Source organism: Nocardia tenerifensis NBRC 101015, assembly GCF_000308715.1.
GTDB classification, from domain to species: Bacteria; Actinomycetota; Actinomycetes; order Mycobacteriales; family Mycobacteriaceae; genus Nocardia; species Nocardia tenerifensis.
Genome location: NZ_BAGH01000344.1, coordinates 1 through 18,565 on the forward strand (window position 1 = coordinate 1; position 18,565 = coordinate 18,565).

Annotated in this window: 16 protein-coding genes and 2 pseudogenes; 6 read left to right on the forward strand and 12 right to left on the reverse strand. The window is 69.3% G+C overall.

Annotated features, from left to right (window positions below; translation table 11 throughout):
- The 4 genes and pseudogenes from ON39_RS26795 to ON39_RS26810 form a co-directional block, all read right to left on the reverse strand.
- Positions 1 to 279: pseudogene (locus ON39_RS26795) on the reverse strand (L-glutamate gamma-semialdehyde dehydrogenase); the annotation flags it as partial.
- 74 nt (positions 280 to 353) lie between these two features.
- Positions 354 to 1,463: a succinyldiaminopimelate transaminase gene (gene dapC, locus ON39_RS26800; protein ID WP_040738573.1), complete on the reverse strand. Its 1,110-nt coding sequence runs from the start codon at positions 1,461 to 1,463 to the stop codon at positions 354 to 356.
- 7 nt (positions 1,464 to 1,470) lie between these two features.
- Positions 1,471 to 1,794 carry a ferredoxin gene (gene fdxA / locus ON39_RS26805; RefSeq protein ID WP_040738574.1) on the reverse strand — a complete coding sequence of 108 codons (324 nt, stop codon included), beginning with the start codon at positions 1,792 to 1,794 and terminating at the stop codon, positions 1,471 to 1,473.
- Positions 1,795 to 2,098: 304 nt separating this feature from the next.
- Positions 2,099 to 4,699, reverse strand: coding sequence for a bifunctional FO biosynthesis protein CofGH (locus ON39_RS26810; RefSeq protein WP_040738575.1), 2,601 nt, complete (start codon positions 4,697 to 4,699; stop codon positions 2,099 to 2,101).
- 344 nt (positions 4,700 to 5,043) lie between these two features.
- Here ON39_RS26810 and ON39_RS26815 point away from each other — a divergent pair, with 344 nt between their 5' ends.
- Positions 5,044 to 5,541 (forward strand): PH domain-containing protein, encoded by a 498-nt coding sequence (locus ON39_RS26815; protein WP_051187156.1) that lies wholly within the window; start codon positions 5,044 to 5,046, stop codon positions 5,539 to 5,541.
- Between the two features lie 59 nt (positions 5,542 to 5,600).
- A complete protein-coding gene (locus ON39_RS26820) occupies positions 5,601 to 7,094 on the forward strand; it encodes a PH domain-containing protein (protein WP_083894711.1) in 1,494 nt (497 codons plus the stop codon).
- Here ON39_RS26820 and ON39_RS26825 read toward each other — a convergent pair.
- From ON39_RS26825 to typA, 6 genes and pseudogenes are all read right to left on the reverse strand, one after another.
- Positions 7,091 to 7,519: a hypothetical protein gene (locus ON39_RS26825; protein ID WP_051187141.1), complete on the reverse strand. Its 429-nt coding sequence runs from the start codon at positions 7,517 to 7,519 to the stop codon at positions 7,091 to 7,093. The genes ON39_RS26820 and ON39_RS26825 overlap by 4 nt on opposite strands.
- On the reverse strand, positions 7,516 to 7,674 hold the full coding sequence (locus ON39_RS49730; RefSeq protein WP_169335921.1) for a hypothetical protein: 159 nt from the start codon (positions 7,672 to 7,674) through the stop codon (positions 7,516 to 7,518). Before ON39_RS49730 ends, ON39_RS26825 begins: the two co-directional genes overlap by 4 nt.
- A gap of 36 nt (positions 7,675 to 7,710) precedes the next feature.
- Positions 7,711 to 9,180, reverse strand: a complete 1,470-nt coding sequence (locus ON39_RS26830) for an amino acid permease (RefSeq protein WP_040738578.1) — start codon at positions 9,178 to 9,180, stop codon at positions 7,711 to 7,713.
- A gap of 176 nt (positions 9,181 to 9,356) precedes the next feature.
- Positions 9,357 to 10,235, reverse strand: a complete 879-nt coding sequence (mshB, locus tag ON39_RS26835) for an N-acetyl-1-D-myo-inositol-2-amino-2-deoxy-alpha-D-glucopyranoside deacetylase (protein ID WP_040738579.1) — start codon at positions 10,233 to 10,235, stop codon at positions 9,357 to 9,359.
- Positions 10,232 to 12,038 (reverse strand): annotated as a pseudogene (locus ON39_RS26840) (ABC transporter family substrate-binding protein). The gene mshB and the pseudogene ON39_RS26840 overlap by 4 nt, the downstream one beginning before the upstream one ends.
- Before the next feature lie 77 nt (positions 12,039 to 12,115).
- Positions 12,116 to 14,014: a translational GTPase TypA gene (typA, locus tag ON39_RS26845; protein WP_040738580.1), complete on the reverse strand. Its 1,899-nt coding sequence runs from the start codon at positions 14,012 to 14,014 to the stop codon at positions 12,116 to 12,118.
- Positions 14,015 to 14,167: 153 nt separating this feature from the next.
- Between typA and ON39_RS49735 the strand changes: the two genes are divergently transcribed.
- Positions 14,168 to 14,344: a hypothetical protein gene (locus ON39_RS49735; RefSeq protein WP_085998267.1), complete on the forward strand. Its 177-nt coding sequence runs from the start codon at positions 14,168 to 14,170 to the stop codon at positions 14,342 to 14,344.
- A 95-nt stretch (positions 14,345 to 14,439) separates the two neighbouring features.
- On the forward strand, positions 14,440 to 14,736 hold the full coding sequence (locus ON39_RS26850) for a 4a-hydroxytetrahydrobiopterin dehydratase (RefSeq protein ID WP_040738581.1): 297 nt from the start codon (positions 14,440 to 14,442) through the stop codon (positions 14,734 to 14,736).
- 6 nt (positions 14,737 to 14,742) lie between these two features.
- Here ON39_RS26850 and ON39_RS26855 read toward each other — a convergent pair whose 3' ends face one another.
- Positions 14,743 to 16,005, reverse strand: a complete 1,263-nt coding sequence (locus tag ON39_RS26855) for a mannosyltransferase (RefSeq protein WP_051187143.1) — start codon at positions 16,003 to 16,005, stop codon at positions 14,743 to 14,745.
- 299 nt (positions 16,006 to 16,304) lie between these two features.
- On the opposite strand from ON39_RS26855, the gene ON39_RS26860 reads away from it, so the two are divergent.
- On the forward strand, positions 16,305 to 17,090 hold the full coding sequence (locus ON39_RS26860) for an Rv1157c family protein (protein ID WP_040738583.1): 786 nt from the start codon (positions 16,305 to 16,307) through the stop codon (positions 17,088 to 17,090).
- Between the two features lie 119 nt (positions 17,091 to 17,209).
- Positions 17,210 to 17,563, forward strand: a complete 354-nt coding sequence (locus ON39_RS26865) for a hypothetical protein (protein ID WP_040738584.1) — start codon at positions 17,210 to 17,212, stop codon at positions 17,561 to 17,563.
- A 111-nt stretch (positions 17,564 to 17,674) separates the two neighbouring features.
- On the opposite strand, the gene ON39_RS26870 is transcribed toward ON39_RS26865, so the two are convergent.
- The gene (locus ON39_RS26870) at positions 17,675 to 18,382 is read right to left on the reverse strand and encodes a DUF1906 domain-containing protein (protein WP_040738585.1); all 708 of its coding nucleotides are present in this window, start codon (positions 18,380 to 18,382) and stop codon (positions 17,675 to 17,677) included.
- Between the last annotated feature and the right edge of the window lie 183 nt (positions 18,383 to 18,565).

Consider the following 18,565-nt stretch of genomic DNA (forward strand, 5'->3'; position numbering starts at 1 on the left):
CGGGGCCGCCGCCGTCGCCGCGTCGATCGCGGCCCGCGCTTCGGAGTGCGTGGCGTCGGTGTAGGTGCCCAGCACGTGGCGGTGCCGGTGCGGCGCGACGATATCGTGGCGCCGCCCGCTGCCCGGCCGGTGCTTGCCGTCGATGACCAGCGGCACTTCGACGGTGTTCGCGGAGATCTCGGCGAGCGCGGCGACCAGCGCGTCGCGCTCGCGACTGCCCGGTGCGTAGGAGTGCACCGGCTCGTTGACGGGGGTAGGAACAACCGTGACAGCGTCCATACTTCAGGCTAGCGCCACCGGCAGGCCGAGTCTTCGGCCCGACGGACAGGTTCCGGCGTGTCGTGAGCGCGGGATCAGCCGTCGGTCAGGCGCTCCGCGGCGGCGGCGATGCGTTCGTCGGTGGCGGTCAGCGCGATGCGGACGTGCTGGGCGCCGGTCGGCCCGTAGAAGTCGCCGGGGGCGGCGAGGATGCCGCGGTCGGCGAGCCAGTCGAGGGTGTCACGGCACGATTCGCCGCGGGTGGACCAGAGGTACAGGCCCGCCTCGGAGTGATCGATGCGGAAACCGGCCTGCTCCAACGCCTTTCGCAGGATCTCGCGGCGGTGCCCGTAGCGCTCGCGCTGCTCGGCCTCGTGCGCGTCGTCGCCGAGGGCGGCGGTCATCGCGGCCTGGATGGGGTAGGGCACCATCATCCCGGCATGCTTGCGCACCTCGAGCAGCTCGGCGACCAGCGCCGGGTCGCCCGCGACGAAGCCGGCGCGGTAGCTCGCCAGGTTGGAGGTCTTCGAGAGCGAGTGCACCGCAAGCAGATTCGTGTGGTCACCGTCGCAGACCTCGGGGTGCAGGATGGAGAGGGCGCGGCCCTCCCAGGTGAGCCCGAGGTAGCACTCGTCGGAGGCGACGATCACGTCGCGCTCGCGGGCGAACTCGACGACCTTGCGCAGGTGCTCGACGCCGAGCACGCGTCCGGTCGGATTCGACGGCGAGTTCACGAACAGCAGGGCCGGTCTGCGTGGGCCGAGCTGAGTCAGCCCGTCGGCGCGGGCGATCTGCGCGCCCGCGAGCAGCGCGCCGACCTCGTAGGTCGGGTAGGCGACCTCGGGAATGACGACCAGGTCGTCCGCGCCGAGGCCGAGCAGCCGGGGCAGTCCGGCGATCAGCTCCTTGGTGCCGATCGCGGGCAGCACCGCCGCCTGGTCGAGACCGATGATGCCGTAGCGCCGCTCGAGCGCGTCGACCGCGGCCGCGCGCAGCTGCGGCGTGCCGTGCGTCATCGGGTAACCGGGCACCGCGGCGGCCGCGCTCAGCGCCGCGCGAATGATCGGATCGACCGGGTCCACCGGGGTGCCGACGGACAGGTCGACGATCCCGCCGGGGTGCGTCGCCGCCTTCGCCTTCACCGAAGCGATGGTATCCCAGGGAAAATCGGGAAGCAGACTGCTGACCCGGCCACGAGCGGACACGACAGAGCTACTCGCTCGCCATGGGCGGTAGTTCCTTGATGAACGGCGGGTCGTAGTCGACCTGACCGACCTTGGTCGCGCCGCCGGGCGAGCCGAGTTCGTTGAAGAAGTCGACGTTGGCGTTCACGTACCCGCTCCACTGGTCCGGGGTGTCGTCCTCGTAGAAGATCGCCTCCACCGGGCACACCGGCTCACACGCACCGCAGTCCACGCACTCGTCGGGATGGATGTACAGCATGCGGCCACCCTCGTAGATGCAGTCCACGGGGCATTCCTCGATGCATGCCTTGTCCTTCACGTCAACGCACGGTTCAGCGATGATGTACGGCACTGCCGCTCTCCTAGTCTGTCCTCACCTTGCGGGGATAGTCCGCCCAGCGAAACCCTATCCGGACACCCCACCCTACTCCGGGTCAGCCTTGCCTAACTTCAGATATTGTGCGCACAACCGCCGCCGTGCGGAACCCGCCGATCGGGTGTGTTCGCCGCCGCCCCACGTCACCGCGGGTACGGCCGCGTCCACTCAGCGACCGCCCGGTCGGCCCGCCGGTTCGCGGCGAGCCGACCGAGATCCGAATTCGGTCCGACCGCGGGTCGCACGACCCGCACGTCTTCTCCTCCGGCAGCCTACGCCGCTAGCCCACCGAGAGTGGCAGCGCCGAAACCTTGTGCCGCGGAACGCCGTACGTGGTGGTCCGCTCGCGGGCCGGGCGGCCGATGCCTGCGGCGATGTCGACCAGTTCCGCGACGGTCTTGGCCGAGCCGTGCTGCGAGCCGGCCATGCGGGAGATGGTCTCCTCCATCAGCGTGCCGCCCAGGTCGTTGGCGCCGCTGTTGAGCATCACCCGAGTGCCGACGGTGCCGAGCTTCACCCAGCTGGTCTGGATGTTGTCGATCCGGCCGTGCAGCATGATCCGCGACAGCGCGTGCGCGGCCCGGTTGTCCCGATTCGTCGGACCGGGGCGCGCGGCGCCCGCCAGATACAGCGGCGCGCTCTGGTGCACGAACGGCAGCAGCACGAACTCGGTGAAACCGCCTGTCTCGTCCTGGATTCCGCGCAGCACGCGCAGATGACCGACCCAGTGTTTCGGGTTGTCCACGTGCCCGTACATCATGGTCGAGCTGGAACGCAGGCCGACCTGGTGCGCGGTGGTGATCACGTCGATCCACGCCGAGGTCGGCAGCTTGCCCTTGGTGAGCACCCAGCGCACCTCGTCGTCGAGGATCTCGGCGGCGGTGCCCGGGATGGTGTCCAGGCCGGCCTCCTTCAGCGCGACCAGCCAGTCGCGCACGCTCTGCCCGCCGCGCGAGGCGCCGTTGACGATCTCCATCGGGCTGAAGGCGTGCACGTGCATCGAGGGCACGCGCTGCTTCACCGCCCGGACGATGTCGGCGTACCCGGTGACCGGCAGGTCGGGGTCGATGCCGCCCTGCATGCAGACCTCGGTGGCGCCGTCGACGTGCGCCTCCCAGGCCCGGTCGGCGACCTCGTCCATGCTGAGGGTGAACGCGTCGGCGTCGCCCTTGCGCTGCGCGAACGCGCAGAAGCGGCAGCCGGTGTAGCAGATATTGGTGAAGTTGATGTTCCGGTTCACCACGTAGGTGACGTCGTCGCCGACCACGTCCCGGCGCAACTGATCGGCCAGCGCGGCGACCGCCTCCAGGTTCGCGCCGTCGGCCGTCGCCAGCGCGAGGTACTCGGCGTCGCTGAGCCCGGCCGGGTCGTGCTCGGCGGCCCGCAGCGCGGCGAGCACCTCGGAGTCGAGGCGCTCGGGCGCGGTGACCGCGAGGTCGCGAGCCTGTTCACGAATGGTGTCCCAATCACCGAACGCACCGACGACATCCTGGCCTATCGCGGAGTCACTGCGGCTCTCGGTATTTCGACCCTCGGTGTCGATGGCGGTGTTGAGGTCGACGCGTCCGGCGGATTCCCAGGACTGGTCCGGCTCCTGCCAGGGCAGGCCGACGGGCATGGCGTCCGGATCGGCCAGGCCGGTGACCGGATCGCTGAGCGCGGCGACGTGCGCGCCGATCCTCGGATCGATCCACGGGCTGCCCGCCCGCACGTACTTCGGGTGCGCGGAGGTCCGCTCGACCAGCTGGTAACCGGCCTTCTCGGTGATCTCGCGCAGCGTGTCGAGGTTCGGCCACGGCCGTTCGGGATTGACGTGGTCCACCGTCACCGGCGACACGCCGCCCCAGTCGTCGATGCCCGCGTCGATCAACGCCAGGCAGTCCTCGTCCGACACCAGGTTCGGCGGCGCCTGCACCGGCACGTCCGGGCCCAGCACCAGCCTGGTCACGGCGATGGTGGCCAGGAACTCCTCGATGCCCGCGTCCGGGACGTCGCGCATCGCGGTGTCGTCCTTGGCCCGGAAGTTCTGGATGATCACTTCCTGGATATGCCCGAAAGCCTTGTGCTGCTTGCGAATCGCCATGATCGACTCGGCGCGCTCGGTCAGCGTCTCGCCGATGCCGACCAGCAGGCCGGTGGTGTACGGGACCGACAGCCGGCCCGCGTCGGTGATCGCGCGCAGCCGGACCGCCGGGTCCTTGTCCGGGCTGCCGTAGTGGCAGGCGCCCTTCTCGGTGAACAGGCGGGTGGCGGTGGTCTCGAGCATCATGCCCATCGACTGGGCGACGGGCTTGAGCCGGGAGATCTCCTCCCAGGACATCACGCCCGGATTCAGGTGCGGCAGCAGGCCGGTCTCCTCGAGCACCATGATCGAGACGGCGCGCAGGTAGTCCAGCGTCGAGTCGTAGCCGCGCTCGTCGAGCCACTGCGCGGCCTCCGGCCAGCGATCCTCGGGCCGGTCACCCAGCGTGAACAGGGCCTCCTTGCAGCCGAGCGCGGCGCCGCGGCGGGCGATGTCGAGGACCTCGTCGGGCTCGAGGAACATGCCCTTGCCCTCGGCGCGCAGCTTGCCCGGAACGGTGACGAAGGTGCAGTAGTGGCACTTGTCGCGACACAATCGGGTCAGCGGGATGAAGACGTTGCGCGAGTAGCTGATGGTCTTCGGCCGTCCGGCCGACTCCAGTCCCGCGTCGCGCACTCTGGCGGCGCTGTGACTGAGATCCTTCAGATCGTCGCCGGTGGCATGCAGCAGCACCGCGGCCTCGTCCACGTTGAGCGTGACGCCGTCACGGGCTCGGCGCAGCGCGCGGCGCATGGCCGACGCGGAGGGGGGTGCGGCAGGAATGCTCGGGTTCGGCAGTTCACTCACGTTCTCGATCATGCGTTGACCATCCGGACCTGTCTCCTTCCGATGCTGATGAGTGAGCGTAGCGACCGAGCCCGATCGGGGCACATGAGCGCTGCGCGCACCACGCCACCCCGGTGCGAGCGAGGCGCCATGTGAGCGTTGACAACTGCGCGCGGGTCGGGGCTATTCCATCGGCGGCGAGCAGTGCGCTTTCCTGGGCTGGGGCCGTGCGCTTGCCTCGACTGACGCTGTGCACGTCCGTCGGCCGGCGCCGTGCACTTCCATCGGCCGATGGCGTTCGTCTCGAGCGACGTCCGCCGGGCGCGCCGCGCAGATCGGCGGCGCCACCGGCCGGACTTCATGGAACCATGGCAGGCATGTCGCAGCCGCGCACCATCATGGCCGATCCGGCCTGGCGCCCCAGTCCCAAGGCGAAACTGCTCTGGACGATCCGCGCCGCCCTGGTCTGGGTTGTCCCGTTCGTGGCGCAGCTCGTCTGGGCGGTGTTCGACTCCGGCGATCGCGGAATACAACTCGCGGTGTTCGTGGTGACGCTGGTGCTCGCCGGCCTGCACATCGGCGTGGTGCCGTGGTGGCGGTACGCGGTGCACCGGTGGGAGGTCACCGAGGAGGCCGTGTACACGCGGGTCGGCTGGCTCACCCAGGAGAGCCGGGTGGCGCCGATCTCGCGGGTGCAGACCGTGGACACCGAGCGCGGGCCGCTGGAGCGGCTGCTCGGGCTGGCCACGGTGACGGTGACCACCGCCTCGTCCGCGGGCGCGGTGCAGATCTCCGAGCTCGACCTGCCCATGGCCGAGGAGACGGTGACCCGGCTGACCCGGATCGCCGCCCAGCATCGGGGCGACGCGACGTGAACCCGACGGCAAGCCCCGCGCCGGAGACCGATCAGCCGTGGTCGCGGCTGGACAAGCGAATGTTGCTGGTACATCCGGTAACTGAAGTGGTCAAGTTCATCCCCGTGCTGATCGGCTCGGTGATCCTCGGCACGAGCAGCGGCAACCACGGGTGGAGCGTCATACCGCTGGCGCTGATCGTCGGCTTCGCGCTCACCCGCTGGTTCACCACCACCTATCGGGTCGGGCCCACCCACGTCGAGCTGCGCACCGGGTTGATACAGCGCAAGAAGCTGGCGGTGCCGCGCTCGCGCATCCGCTCGGTGGACATCGAGGCCGACCTGCTGCACCGGCTGCTCGGACTCGCCGTGCTCGCCATCGGCACTGGGCAGCAGGCGGATTCGGGGGAGAAGTTCAAGCTGGACGCGCTCGACGCGCGGTTGGTGCCGGATCTGCGGACCGCCCTGCTCGCCCACACCGCGACGCCGCACAGCGTTACGGGGCAGCCGGTTCCGGCCCACGACACCGACGAGCGCCCGGACGCCCACCGCGGGCGGGAGATCGCGCACTGGAATCCGGGGTGGGTTCGTTACGCGCCGCTGTCGTTGACCGGTTTCGCGATCATCGCGCCGATCGTCGGCCTGGCATTCCAGTACGGCGTCGGTCAGGTGCTGTTCCGCTCGGACGCCGTGCGCCGGGTGGAGGACGGCGGCGCGCTGATCATCGCGCTCGGCGCCGTCGCGCTGTTCCTGGTGATCGTGCTCATCGTCAGCCTCGCCGCCTGTGCCCGTTATCTCACAACGTATTTCGGCCTTCGCGTCACCGACGACGGACGGACGCTGCACCTGCGCCACGGGCTGTTCACCACCCGCCAGATCACCCTGGATCTGGCCCGCTTCCGCGGCGCGACCGTGAACGAGCCGCTGCTGCTGCGCCTGGCGGGCGCCGCCGAGTTGGAGGCGATCATGGTGGGCGAGAATCCGCGCCAGAAGGTCCTCCCGCAGGCGCCGCGCACCGCCGTGGAGCACACGCTGAGCCATCTGCTCGCGCCGAACGAGTTCCAGGACAAGGCGATTGCCACGCCCGCCGCCGGGCCGTCCCCCGGCAGCGCGCCGCTGATCGCGCACGGGCCGGTCGCCCGGCGCAGGCGCTACACCCGCACGCTGACCCCCATCGCCGTGGCCGCACTCGTCCTGCTGGCGTTTTCGCTTGCGGGCGTGGACTTTTCACCGTGGTGGTGGCTGGTACCGGTGGTCATGGTTCCGGTCGCGATCGCGCTGGCGGAGGACCGTTATCGCGGCCTCGGCCACGCCGTGCTGCCCGAAACGGCAACGAGCCCAGCCTGGTTGATCACTCGCTCCGGCTCGCTGGACCGAGATCGCGACTGCCTGGAGGCGCCCGGCGTGATCGGCTGGACCGTGCGCCAGTCGTTCTTCCAGCGCAGGGCCGGCGTCGCCACGGTGGTCGCGGCCGCCGCGGCGGGCAAGAAGCGATACCACGTGCTCGACCTCCCGCTCGACGACGCGTGGGCGCTGATCGAGGCGGTCACCCCGGGACGGCTCGGCCGCCGTTAGCGCCTGCTGAACAAGCCGGAGTTCACGCGAATGTAGATGTACACCAGCGGTGGCACCAGTCCGCAGAACAGCAGCAGCACCGTGCGCCAATCGCTGGCGAGCATGATGTCGCCGCCGGGGCCGGTGCTCGCGCAGACGAGAAACCCGAAGGCCCAGGCGGCCAACGGCAGAAACATCGCGGCCGCCCGGGTGGAGACCGCGCGCACGCCGAGCACGAGAAGCACGTTCACCAGACCGGCCAGCACACCCGCCAGGGGAAACGCGGTAGCGCCGAGGTAGGCGGGCAAATACAGCACCTCTATCGCGAGCGTGAGGAAGGCGTCGATCACCAGGATCGCGAGGATCAGTGGCGCCAGCCAGACCGGGGCGAGGGGCGAATCCCCCGCCGCCACGGATGTGCGAGCGCCGTCCAGGTCCGTCCTCACGGCACCGGCGGGAAGCCGAGCAGGGTCAACAGGTGACTCTGCATCTCGACGAACCCGTGCAGCGCGGAGAGGTACAGCTCGTGCTGGGCCTGCCAGTTCGGCTTCATGCTCTCGACGAACGCCACGATCGCGTCCTGGACCGACCAGTTGTACATGGCAGCGAGTCTATTCCGGCGCTTCCGTCCGCATGATCACTTCTCCCCGTCGACCGGGATGTTCGCCACCACCGGGAACTCGCCGGTGTAGCCCGAGCGCTCCGCGGCGATGGACAGCACCCGCTTGCGGGCTACCAGCCAGCCGACGATCAGCATCGGGACGATCACCGCCAGCGTGGCCACCGTCCAGGTGCCCACGGGATAGTCGAAACCGGTCAGCACCACCACGAAGAACAGGAACACCAGCGTGAGCAGCCCGGTGTAGGGCGCGCCGAACATCCGGAACGACGGCCGCTCGGTCTTGCCCTGCTTGCTCCACCGCCACAGCTGCAACTGGCACAGCACGATGGTGGCCCAGGAGGCGACGATGCCGAGGGAGGCCATGTTCAGCACGATCTCGAAGGCCCGGTCCGGCACCACGCCGTTGAGCGCGATGCCGACCAGCGCGATCAGGCTGGTCAGCAGGATGCCGCCGTAGGGAACGCCGTTGCGCCCCATCACACCGGTGAACTTCGGCGCGCTGCCGTTCATCGACATGGACCGCAGGATGCGACCGGTCGAGTACAGGCCCGCGTTCAGCGACGAGAACGCGGCGGTGAGCACGACCAGGTTCATCACGCTGCCGATGCCCGGCACGCCGAGCATGGTGAAGAAGGTGACGAACGGGCTCTCCTTGGCGGTGTAGGCCGTGTACGGCAGCAGCAGGCCGAGCAGCACCAGCGAACCGACGTAGAAGATGGCGATACGGGCGATCACCGAGTTGATCGCGCGCGGCATGATCTTGGCCGGGTTCTCCGTCTCGCCCGCCGCCGTGCCGACCAATTCGACCGCCGCGTAGGCGAACACGACGCCGGAGACCACGACGACCAGCGGCAGCACGCCCGTCGGGAACAGCCCGCCGCTGTCGGCGATCACGCTGGGCCCGGTCGGGTTGCCCTGCACGGTGAACCGGCCGATGAGGAAGACGGTGCCGACGATCAGGAACGCGCTCAGCGCGAACACCTTCACCAGCGCCGCCCAGAACTCCATCTCGCCGAACCACTTCACCGAGATCAGGTTGATGCTGAGCACCACGAGCAGCGCGATGAGCGCGAGCAGCCACTGCGGGATGCTGCTGAACCCGGACCAGTAGTGGAAATACTGGGCAATCGCGGTGGTGTCGGCGATGCCGGTCATCGACCAGTTCAGGAAGTACATCCAACCGGCCACGAACGCGGCCTTCTCGCCGAAGAACTCACGCGCGTAGGAGACGAACGACCCGGAGGAGGGCCGGTGCAGCACCAGCTCGCCGAGCGCGCGCAGGATGAGAAACGCGAAGAAACCGCAGACGCCGTAGACGAGGAACAACCCGGGGCCCGCGCTGGCCAGCCTGCCGCCCGCGCCGAGGAACAGCCCGGTGCCGATGGCGCCGCCGATGGCGATCATCTGCAGCTGCCGCGGTTTGAGACTCTTGTGATAACCCTCGTCCTCGATGCTGAGGTGAGCCTTGTCGCCGACCGCCGTCATGAACCGCTTCGCCCTCCGCATCGATGAATCGAAATCACGCCGAACGGTACCCGGCGAAAGATTTCCGGTGAACAGCAACCCTCAGGCTACGAACATTCGCAGCTCAGGGCGCGTTCGACGATTATGCCGCAATGAGGAAGAACCTGCGAAAGTTCAGCGATACCGTCGATGGAAGTTCATTGTTCGAGCCCGGCTAAGAGATCATGTTCGCGACCGTCCGAACCGACCGGTCCGCGTCTACCCCGCACGAGGACGTAGCACTCGACGGGCAGTACCGGCTGAGCAACATTGTTGGACAGCGCGAACTCGCGACCGGACGGCGCCAGCGTCAGCTGGGTGGCGTGCGCGCGCAGGGCCGCGCGCTTGGCCGCGAGCACGTCGGACACGTCGATGGCGGTCGTCACGGTGTGGCTGGGCACGCTGGCGAGTTCACCCTCGGCGGGCAGCCGCCAGCCCGCCGGCAACCGTCCGGGCAACCCGTCGACGGTGCGCCTGGCCAGCGCGGTGGTGTGCTCGCGCAGCATGTCGGCGTCGGTGACGGTCCAGTAGAACTTCGGCGTGTCCCAGCCCTGCTCCGCCGCGGAATGCACTGCTGCCGTAGCGATCTGGTGCGCGCGAATGTGGTCGGGGTGTCCGTAGCCGCCGTTCGGGTCGTAGCTGATCACTACCTGCGGGCGCAGCTCGAGCACCACCTCGGTGAGCGCGCGCACCGCCGCGTCGCCGGACTTCACGAACACCCGCGGCTTCTCCGCCGCCGGGGTGCCCGCCATGCCGGAGTCGCGCCAGTGACCCGCGCCGCCGAGGAAGCGCGGGGGCGCGGCGTCCAAAGCCCGCAGCGCCCTGGTCAATTCGAGGATGCGGTAGCCGCCGAGCTGGTCGGCCTGGTCGGCGGCGAGCTGGGCCCACTCGTCCCCGATGACCTCGCCCTCCTCGCCGAGGGTGCAGGTCACCACGGTCACCGGCACGCCGCGGCGGCGGTAGTGCGCGATCGTCCCACCGGTGGTGATGGATTCGTCGTCCGGGTGCGCGTGCACCAGCAGCAGCCCGCCGGTCATTGGATCTTGCGCCACTGTCCGGCGTCGCCGAAGATGCCGACCTGGATGCTGCCGTTCAGCGACGCGCCGTCCACCCGCGGGCCGGCCGCGGCCACGACGTTGTCCTGCACGATCGGCAGCACCGTCGCCAACTCCCACAGCTTCGGCTCGGCCTCGGCGAGCACCCGGCCCGTCTCGATGCCGCGCAGCGCCTCGTCCATCGGCAGCTGCAGGGCCGGGTCGCACACCCCGGAGAGATTGGCCGGGGCGCGGCGCGCGGGGTCCGAGTTCGACTGCGCGGTGCCCGCGGCGCCGTTGCCGGGTTCCGGTGGGGGGGCAACCATATCGGGAGGCGAGCACGGTGGCCGGATCGCCGCCTGCCCGCTCCCACCCCACGATCGCGTCGATGGTGCCCTCGACGAGCTCGCGCCCGTAGAGCTGATCGGCCGAGACGCTGCGCACCGTGGCATCGATTCCGGCACTGCGCAATTGGTCGGCCGCGGTATTGGCGACCGCGCTGGCGGTGGTGTCGCCCTCGACCGATCCGATCCGAATCGACAGGGATTTACCGTTTTTCGCGATCGGGCGCGGCGTCGGCGCGGGCGAGGTCGGCGAGTTGACCGGCGGCGGCTCCGGCGCGCGGCCGTAGCCCGCCTCCGCGAGCAACGCGAAGGACTCCTCGGCGGGCGGGCGCGGCGGCGAGGTCGGGCCGTAGCCGGGGTCGGACGGCGAAAGTATCTGCGCGCGAGCCGGTTCCACCCACCCGCCGGTCTGCGCGCCGACCGTGGCGAGCAGGGCCGGGTCGAGCAGCGCGAGCACCGCGCGCCGGACCCGGATATCGCTCACCGGGCCGCTGCGGGCGTTGAGCGCGAGTTGCAGCACGCGCGACTGCGGCATGATCGCGGTGCGCACCGACGGAATGGCGGCCAGCTGCGCGCGCGTCGCGACCCCGCCGTGCACCAGCGTCATCTGCGCGTCGTTGGTCCGCAGCGACTCCGCCAGCTGCGCGGGAGTTCCGCCGCGCCGCAACAGGATTTCGTCCGGCGCGGCCGGGGTGCCCCAGAAGCGGGCGTTGCGTTCGAGCAGGATCTCCTCGCGGCCGCGGTCGATAGTCTTGATCGCGAACTGCGCGCCGGACACCCGGATGCTCTTCACCCAGCCGTCCTGGAACCCGCCGGGCGAGTCCTTCATCAGATGCGAGGGCAGCAGATTCGTGAACAGCTGCCGCCACGCCGGGAACGGCTCGCGCATCGTCACGGTCACGACCTTGCCGCCGCCCGCCGAGCCGATGTCGGTGATCAGCCGGTAATCGGCCGAGTCGACCACGCCGGGCTGGGAGATCATCTGCTGCCACAGGAACTGGAAGTCCTCGGCGGCGATCGGCGCGCCGTCGGACCAGTTCGCCTCGTTGCGCAGCGTGTAGGTGATGGTGAACGGCTCCTGCGGCGTGGCCGCCTCGAGCGGGGTGGCCTCGGCCGTCGCGATCAGCGAGGTGTCCGGCACCCAGTCCGTCGCGCCGGGCGCGGCCGGGCTCGGCACCGGCCGGAACGGGCTCGGCAACACCATCGAACTCAGCGCCGCCGTGGCGGGCGACTGATCCGAGCGCAGATGCGGATTGAACCCGATGCCGATGGTGTCGATCGCCACCACCACGGTGCTCTTGCCCGGCTTGGCCGGCGTGGTCTTCGGGCTGTCGGTGCTCTCGATGGGCGGCGGCGGGTTCGCCGTGCACCCGGCGAACACCGTCAACGACGCCGTCACGATGATCAACAGCGCGCGCCAGGTGGCGCCGCTCGCGCGCGAATTCCAGCCCGAAGGAGGCAGCCTGCGCGAGAACGCAGCGCCCCGAACGCGCCGACCAGATACAGCCCCCGGGCTCACGCTGCGCACTCTACCGCGAGTTACAGCGCGGCCCGGTCCCGTGCCTTTCGACGCGACAGTTCACGACCGCGCTCGGTCGCGCCCAGGATCACCTTGCGCACCCGGACCACCTCCGGCGTGACCTCGACGCACTCGTCGTCGGCGCAGAACTCCATCGCCGCCTCCAGATCGAGCTGCAGCGGCTTGGCCAGCGTCTCCATCACGTCCGCGGTAGAGCTGCGCATATTGGTCAGCTTCTTCTCGCGGGTCACGTTGATGTCGAGATCCTCCGCGCGCGGGTTGATGCCGACGACCATGCCCTCGTAGGTGTCCGCGCCGGGCTCGACGAAGAACTGCCCGCGATCGGCGAGCTGGATCATCGCGAACGGCGTCACGGTGCCCGCCCGGTCCGACACCAGCGCGCCGGTGTGCCTGGCCCGGATCTCGCCCGCCCACGGCGCGTAGCCGTGCGACACGGCGTTGGCGATGCCGGTGCCGCGGGTCTCGGTGAGGAAGTCGGTGCGGAAGCCGATCAGGCCGCGCGAGGGGACGATGAACTCCATCCGCACCCAGCCCGCGCTGTGGTTGGCCATCTGCACCATCTTGCCCTTGCGCGCGGCCAGCAGCTGGGTGACCGCGCCGAGGTACTCGTCGGGGCAGTCGACGGTGAGCTCCTCGTAGGGCTCGTGCACCTTGCCGTCGACCTGCTTGGTGACCACCTGCGGCTTGCCGACGGTCAGCTCGAAGCCCTCGCGGCGCATCTGCTCGACCAGGATGGCCAGCGCGAGCTCGCCGCGGCCCTGCACCTCCCAGGCGTCCGGGCGGCCGATGTCGAGCACGCGCAGCGACACGTTGCCGACCAGTTCCTGATCGAGGCGCGACTTCACCATGCGGGCGGTGAGCTTGTGGCCCTGCACCCGGCCGACCAGCGGCGAGGTGTTGGTGCCGATGGTCACCGAGATGGCGGGCTCGTCGACGGTGATGCGCGGCAGCGCGACCGGGTTGTCGATGTCGGCGAGCGTGTCGCCGATCATGATCTCCGGGATGCCCGCGATGGCGACGATGTCGCCGGCCACGGCGACCTCGCCCGGCTGCCGCTCGACGCCGATGGTCTGCAGCAGCTCGGTGATCTTCACCTGCTTGACGCCGTCGGCGTGCATCCACGCGACGTTCTGTCCCTTGCGCAGCTCGCCCTGGTAGATGCGGACCAGCGCGAGGCGGCCGAGGAACGCGGAGGCATCCAGGTTGGTGACGTGGGCCTGCAGCGGCGCGGCCGGATCGCCCTTGGGCGCCGGGATGTTGTTGAGCAGCACCTCGAAGAGGGCGTCCAGGTTCTCCGCGTCGGGGGCGTGGCCGTTCTCGGGCCGCTCCTTGGACGCCTTGCCCTCGCGGCCGGAGGCGTAGAGCACCGGCAGGTCGAGCGCGAGCTCGGCGGCCTCGGCCGCGGAGTCGTCCAGATCGGAGGCCAGGTCGAGCAGCAGGTCGTGGCTCTCCTCGACGACCTCCTCGATGCGCGCGTCGGGACGGTCGGTCTTGTTGACCACCAGGATCACCGGCAGCGACGCGGCCAGCGCCTTGCGCAGTACGAACCGGGTCTGCGGCAGCGGGCCCTCGGAGGCGTCGACCAGCAGCACGACACCGTCGACCATGGACAGGCCGCGCTCCACCTCGCCGCCGAAGTCGGCGTGGCCCGGGGTGTCGATCACGTTGATGACGGTGACGGAGCCGTCCGGGTGGTGGCGGTGCACCGCGGTGTTCTTGGCGAGAATGGTGATGCCCTTCTCGCGCTCCAGATCCCCGGAGTCCATCACCCGGTCGACGAGCTCGGCTCGCTCGGCGAACGCGCCGGACTGACGAAGCATGGCGTCGACCAGCGTCGTCTTACCGTGGTCGACGTGGGCCACGATGGCGACGTTGCGAAAATCGCGCGCAGACGACACGCTGAATCCTCCTGCTGTTAGGTGTTGGTACCGGCCGACCCCTGCAAACAGGTGGAGAATCGAGACTCACCGGGCATTGCGGCCGTATACACCCTACCTGCGTTCGGGCAACCCCTCCGCTTCAGGCGTGTTACTAAGGGTAAGCTAACCGCCATGGGTAAGGTCAAGGCTAAGCAGGTTTCGCGCCTGAAACCGAAGAAGAAGTGCTGTCGAAAAAAGACGCGCTGCCTGAAATGCCCTGTGGTCATTATGCGCATGAAGAAGTGCGAAGCCGCAGGCATCCGCGGCAAAGACCTGAAAAAGGCGCTCAAGCAAGCGCGCGCCGCCTGATCTCTCGACCTCTCCGCGCGGGCTCGTGGCCCGCCGCGCCCGTCCGTTGGCGACAATGACGGACATCACTGTCCGCACAGGTGTAGAACCGGGATATGAGCGCCCCGTTGCTGACCGAAACCGAACTCGCCGAGTCACTCACCGATCTGCCGGACTGGACCAGGGACGGCGACGTCCTCCGCCGCACCGTCCAGGCGCCGAACTTCCTCGCGGGCATCGAGCTCGTGCGACAGGTCGCCGACGCGGCCGAGGCCGCCAACCACCACCCCGACATCGACATCCGCTGGCGCAACGTCAGCTTCGGGTTGTCGACCCATGACTCCGGCGGGCTCACGGCGCTGGACACCGAGCTGGCCCACACCATCGATCAGCTGGCGGCCAGGCTCGACTGAAAAGACTCAGGCGGCGCGCGCTTGGCCCTCGGCGGCCACGCGCGCCGCCGGCTCGATCTTCCCGCCCCGCCCGGACCTGATCACCCAGACGAAGAACACCAGCGCCCCGAACACGTTCACCGTGCCGAGCCAGGCCAGCACCGCCGGGCGTGGAATGGTCCAGATGGAGTCCTGGAAGAACGAGAGCACCCACGGCACGCCGATGAGCGTGTCCACCAGCCAGTAGCCCGCCATGATCTTGGCCCCCGGCGCCCGCCGCAGCGGCCCGTAGAACAACCACAGCACCGTCGGCAGCAGCCAAACCCAGTGGTGCGACCAGGAAATCGGCGAGACGAGCAAACCGAAGAACTGCACCATGATGAGCGTGCCCATCCGGTCGTCCTTGTCGAGCGCCCGCCAGGCGAAGAAGGCCAGCACCGCGACGACGAGCACGCCCGCCAGCCACCACGGCCCGGATTCCACGTCGTAGCCCAGGATTCGGCTCAGCGCGCCGCGCAGCGACTGGTTCCACACCGAGCCGACCGGCCCGATCCGGTCGGCGTCGCCGAGCAGCTTGCCGAAGTAGTGGCGCGCCTCCTTCGGCGCGATCAGGAAGCTGATCCCGACCGTCGCGCCGAACACCACCGCCGACCACAGCACCGTCACCCAGCGCCGCCGGGCCACGAAGTACAGCCCGCTGATGGCCGGGGTCAGCTTGATCCCGGCGATGACGCCGATCAGCCCGCCGGAGAGCCACCACCGCGAGCTGCGCACCGCGATCATCGCGCCGAGCACCAGAAAGACATTGACCTGCCCGTAGTCGATGGTGGTGCGCACCGGCTCCATCCACATGCCGAGCGCGGTCCAGCCGACCGCCCCGGCCTGCCAGCCCGGCTCGCGCACGCGCTCCTCGCCCAGGATCAACTCCAGGGCGATGCGCACGACGACGTAGAGGGCGGCGACAGTGGCCAGCAGCCAGCCGACGGCGACGGCGGTGAACGGCAGATAGTGCAGCGGAAAGAAGACCAGCGCGGCGAACGGCGGATAGGTGAACGGCAGCGGGAAGTCCGGCGTCTTCTCGGCGTAGGTGAAGTCGTAGAGCTTGTCGGTCAGCAGCGACGCCGAGCCGTCCACGTAGACGTGCAGATCGACGACGTTGAGCCCGTTGTGGTTGAGGAACATCCAGAGCAGCCTGGCCAGCACGGACAAGCCGAGTGCCGTGAGAGCCCAACGGAGTTGACGGTTCAAATCGCAGGCTTTCGACTCGGGTGCGGTGCGTCGGCCCGGCACCCGGCGATGCGGGTGTTCGGCGACAAGAGTGGACGGCTCCGACTAGATTAACCGCAGCGCCGATCCAGATCGCCGCGCCCTCGCACCCACAAACCCCTTTTGAATCACTGATAACATTTGCATCACCTTTCACACCAGTAACTCCGAGGCCGCGCTACCGTCTGTTAACACTGATCGTCCGTAGCACCTTGTAGGGCGCGCAGCTGTACACATAGCCGCGTTGTCCCTAGAGTGACCCCCGAAACGATGGCTTTTCAGCATCGGCCCCAGATGTACCCGAGGTAAGGACGGCTAGACCAGTGCTTCGCACCCGAGGATCGCGGATCGCATTGTCCGCGCTCGCCATCGCGGCGAGCGCCACGCTTGCCGCGCCGATGACAGCGGTCGCGGCGCCCGCACCCGCGCCCGCCGCGTCCCCGAACACCGTGCCGATGGTTCCGGAGGGTGTCCCGATCGACGCCCTCGCCGCCCTGGCCCCCGCCATCGTCGGCTCGATCGCCGGCCCCGCCGACGTCGCCGCAGGCCCGCAGGCCGCGATCCTCGATCAGGCCAGGAAGCTGCTCGCGACGCTCGGCCTGCCGCCGCAGATCAAGTCGACGCTGGAGCGGATCATCACCTTCCTCGACGGCAGCGGCGGCGGCGGCCCCGAGCTGCCCCAGGAGGGACCGGCCATCGCGCAGTTCCTCTACCCGACCATCGGCAAGGGCTGCATCGGCCCGTCCGCCGACTCCGTCGGCACCGCGCTCGCCGTCTCCGGCCCGGCCCAGCTGCCGCCGCCGGGGCCGAAGGTCGGCCAAGCCGGGTTCGTCTTCACCGCGCTCGGCACCAAATCGCCCACGGCGGAACAGAACCCGCCGATGACCGTGCAGTGGATGAACCTGGACACCCGTCAGTCCGACCTGCTGCCGCTGACCGACGAGGCCAAGATCAACCCCGGCGGCCCGGCCACCCTGTCGGCCATCGCCGACACCGGCGCAGGCCGCGTGGTCGCGGTCATCTCCGGCTCGCTGACCACCAAGGCCGACGACGCGGACGCGCGCACCTGCTCGTTCCTGCCGACGCTGGGATTCTTCACCGTCGCATGAGTTTCGGTCGAAGGCGGCGGCCCCACGGGGTCGCCGCCTTCGTCGTCTCTGCGACATCTTTGTCCGCGAAACGCCGTGATGACCTATGAACAGGCGACGATTGTGGTAGACCGCTAACTATGGCGACGATCGAACGTTCGATACGGCCGGGCCGCTCCATCCGGAGCAGGCGCTCGCATCGCTCGATACTGTCCATCCGATCCGAGGGTTCCATCCTGTCGATCGGCTCGGCCTACTCGATCCTGTCGATCGGCAGCGTCGGCTCGGTCTTGTCCATCGGCTCCGTCGGCTCGTTCGGGTCGGCGATCTCCTCGTTCTCGTTCGCCAGCCTCGGCTCCGCGTTCTCCGGCGTTTCGCGCTGGTCGATGTTCTCCTGGCTCGGCGATCACGAGGCGCCGGACAGCCGCCCGACGCTACGGGTGGTACCCGACGAGGAGCTCACCCGCCTCCCCGAGTATTTAGGCCAGACTTAGGTGTGACAACAGCAGCGTTGGCGGCCGACAGCGTGATGGTCGGCGAGTTGGCTCATACCTGGCGAGTTACCCATGTCCTCGCGAAATCACTAGTGCAGTAGCGACGGGTCCTCACCACTGCCCGTACTGCTCGGCGAGCGCGTTGTTGAGGTCGATGCCGACGCCGTCGATCGAGCGCTTGTCGATCTCGAACTGGTGCAGGTGCGCGGCGGGGTGCACGACGCCGTCGGAGCCCCAATTGTGTTGCCAGTACCAGGAACCCAGGTCGGCGGCGCGGGCCAGCTCGATGGTCGGCGCGTTCGCGTACATGCCGGTGTTCTCCCGGCCGAGCACCGACTGCCAGCCCAGCAGGTAGGGCGCGATCATGGTGGCGAACTCGACCTCCGACGGGTTGTCGTCGATGGCAGCGTAGATCGGCACGTTGTCGGGGCCGCCCGCGGCGAGGTGCAGGTCGAGCCCGCGTTGCGCGTGCTTCTTGCCCGCCTCGAGGCCGCCGCGCCAGTCAGCGGTGGGACCCTTGCCGAACTGGTAGCAGGACACGATCTGCAGGCCGGCCTCGTGCAGCTGGTCGACCTCGTTGGCGCGCAACGGTTTGCCCGCCATCCACTCCGCGCCGGGGCGGCGGTCGGAGACGTACCGGATCACGCCCAGATGCCCGGCGTCGCGGATCGACTCGGCCGACGGCACGCCGCCCGCGTAGTCGATCAGGGTGCCGAAAGTGTTGGCGGCGGCGGGTTTCGCGGTGAGGGTGAGACCGAGGGCGGCGGCAGCGGCGGCGTACCCGAACAGCTCACGCCGGGAGACAGCAGAGGACCGCATCGTTGGACTCCTTCGGGCAACCCGACCGTGGATGGCTGTGTTCACTTGGCGACTCGCGGATCCCGCGGTGGTCGCGCTCCGCACCACTGCGGAACCGCCGCTCACATCGCAGCATGCCCGGCGCACCTTCCCCAGATGACGCACGCGCCGGGAGCCTCGAACGTGTACTCATTTCACCATATT

What these genes read in the sequence shown, in the direction of transcription:
- ON39_RS26815 (WP_051187156.1), top strand. Translation starts at nt 5,044, where the DNA reads ATGTCGCAGCCGCGCACCATCATGGCCGATCCGGCCTGGCGCCCCAGT.
- ON39_RS26830 (WP_040738578.1), bottom strand. Translation starts at nt 9,180, where the DNA reads ATGACGGCGGTCGGCGACAAGGCTCACCTCAGCATCGAGGACGAGGGT.
- ON39_RS49730 (WP_169335921.1), bottom strand. Translation starts at nt 7,674, where the DNA reads ATGTACAACTGGTCGGTCCAGGACGCGATCGTGGCGTTCGTCGAGAGC.
- ON39_RS26865 (WP_040738584.1), top strand. Translation starts at nt 17,210, where the DNA reads ATGGCGACGATCGAACGTTCGATACGGCCGGGCCGCTCCATCCGGAGC.
- mshB (WP_040738579.1), bottom strand. Translation starts at nt 10,235, where the DNA reads ATGACCGGCGGGCTGCTGCTGGTGCACGCGCACCCGGACGACGAATCC.
- ON39_RS26810 (WP_040738575.1), bottom strand. Translation starts at nt 4,699, where the DNA reads ATGATCGAGAACGTGAGTGAACTGCCGAACCCGAGCATTCCTGCCGCA.
- ON39_RS26850 (WP_040738581.1), top strand. Translation starts at nt 14,440, where the DNA reads ATGAGCGCCCCGTTGCTGACCGAAACCGAACTCGCCGAGTCACTCACC.
- ON39_RS26820 (WP_083894711.1), top strand. Translation starts at nt 5,601, where the DNA reads ATGTTGCTGGTACATCCGGTAACTGAAGTGGTCAAGTTCATCCCCGTG.
- ON39_RS26870 (WP_040738585.1), bottom strand. Translation starts at nt 18,382, where the DNA reads ATGCGGTCCTCTGCTGTCTCCCGGCGTGAGCTGTTCGGGTACGCCGCC.
- ON39_RS49735 (WP_085998267.1), top strand. Translation starts at nt 14,168, where the DNA reads ATGGGTAAGGTCAAGGCTAAGCAGGTTTCGCGCCTGAAACCGAAGAAG.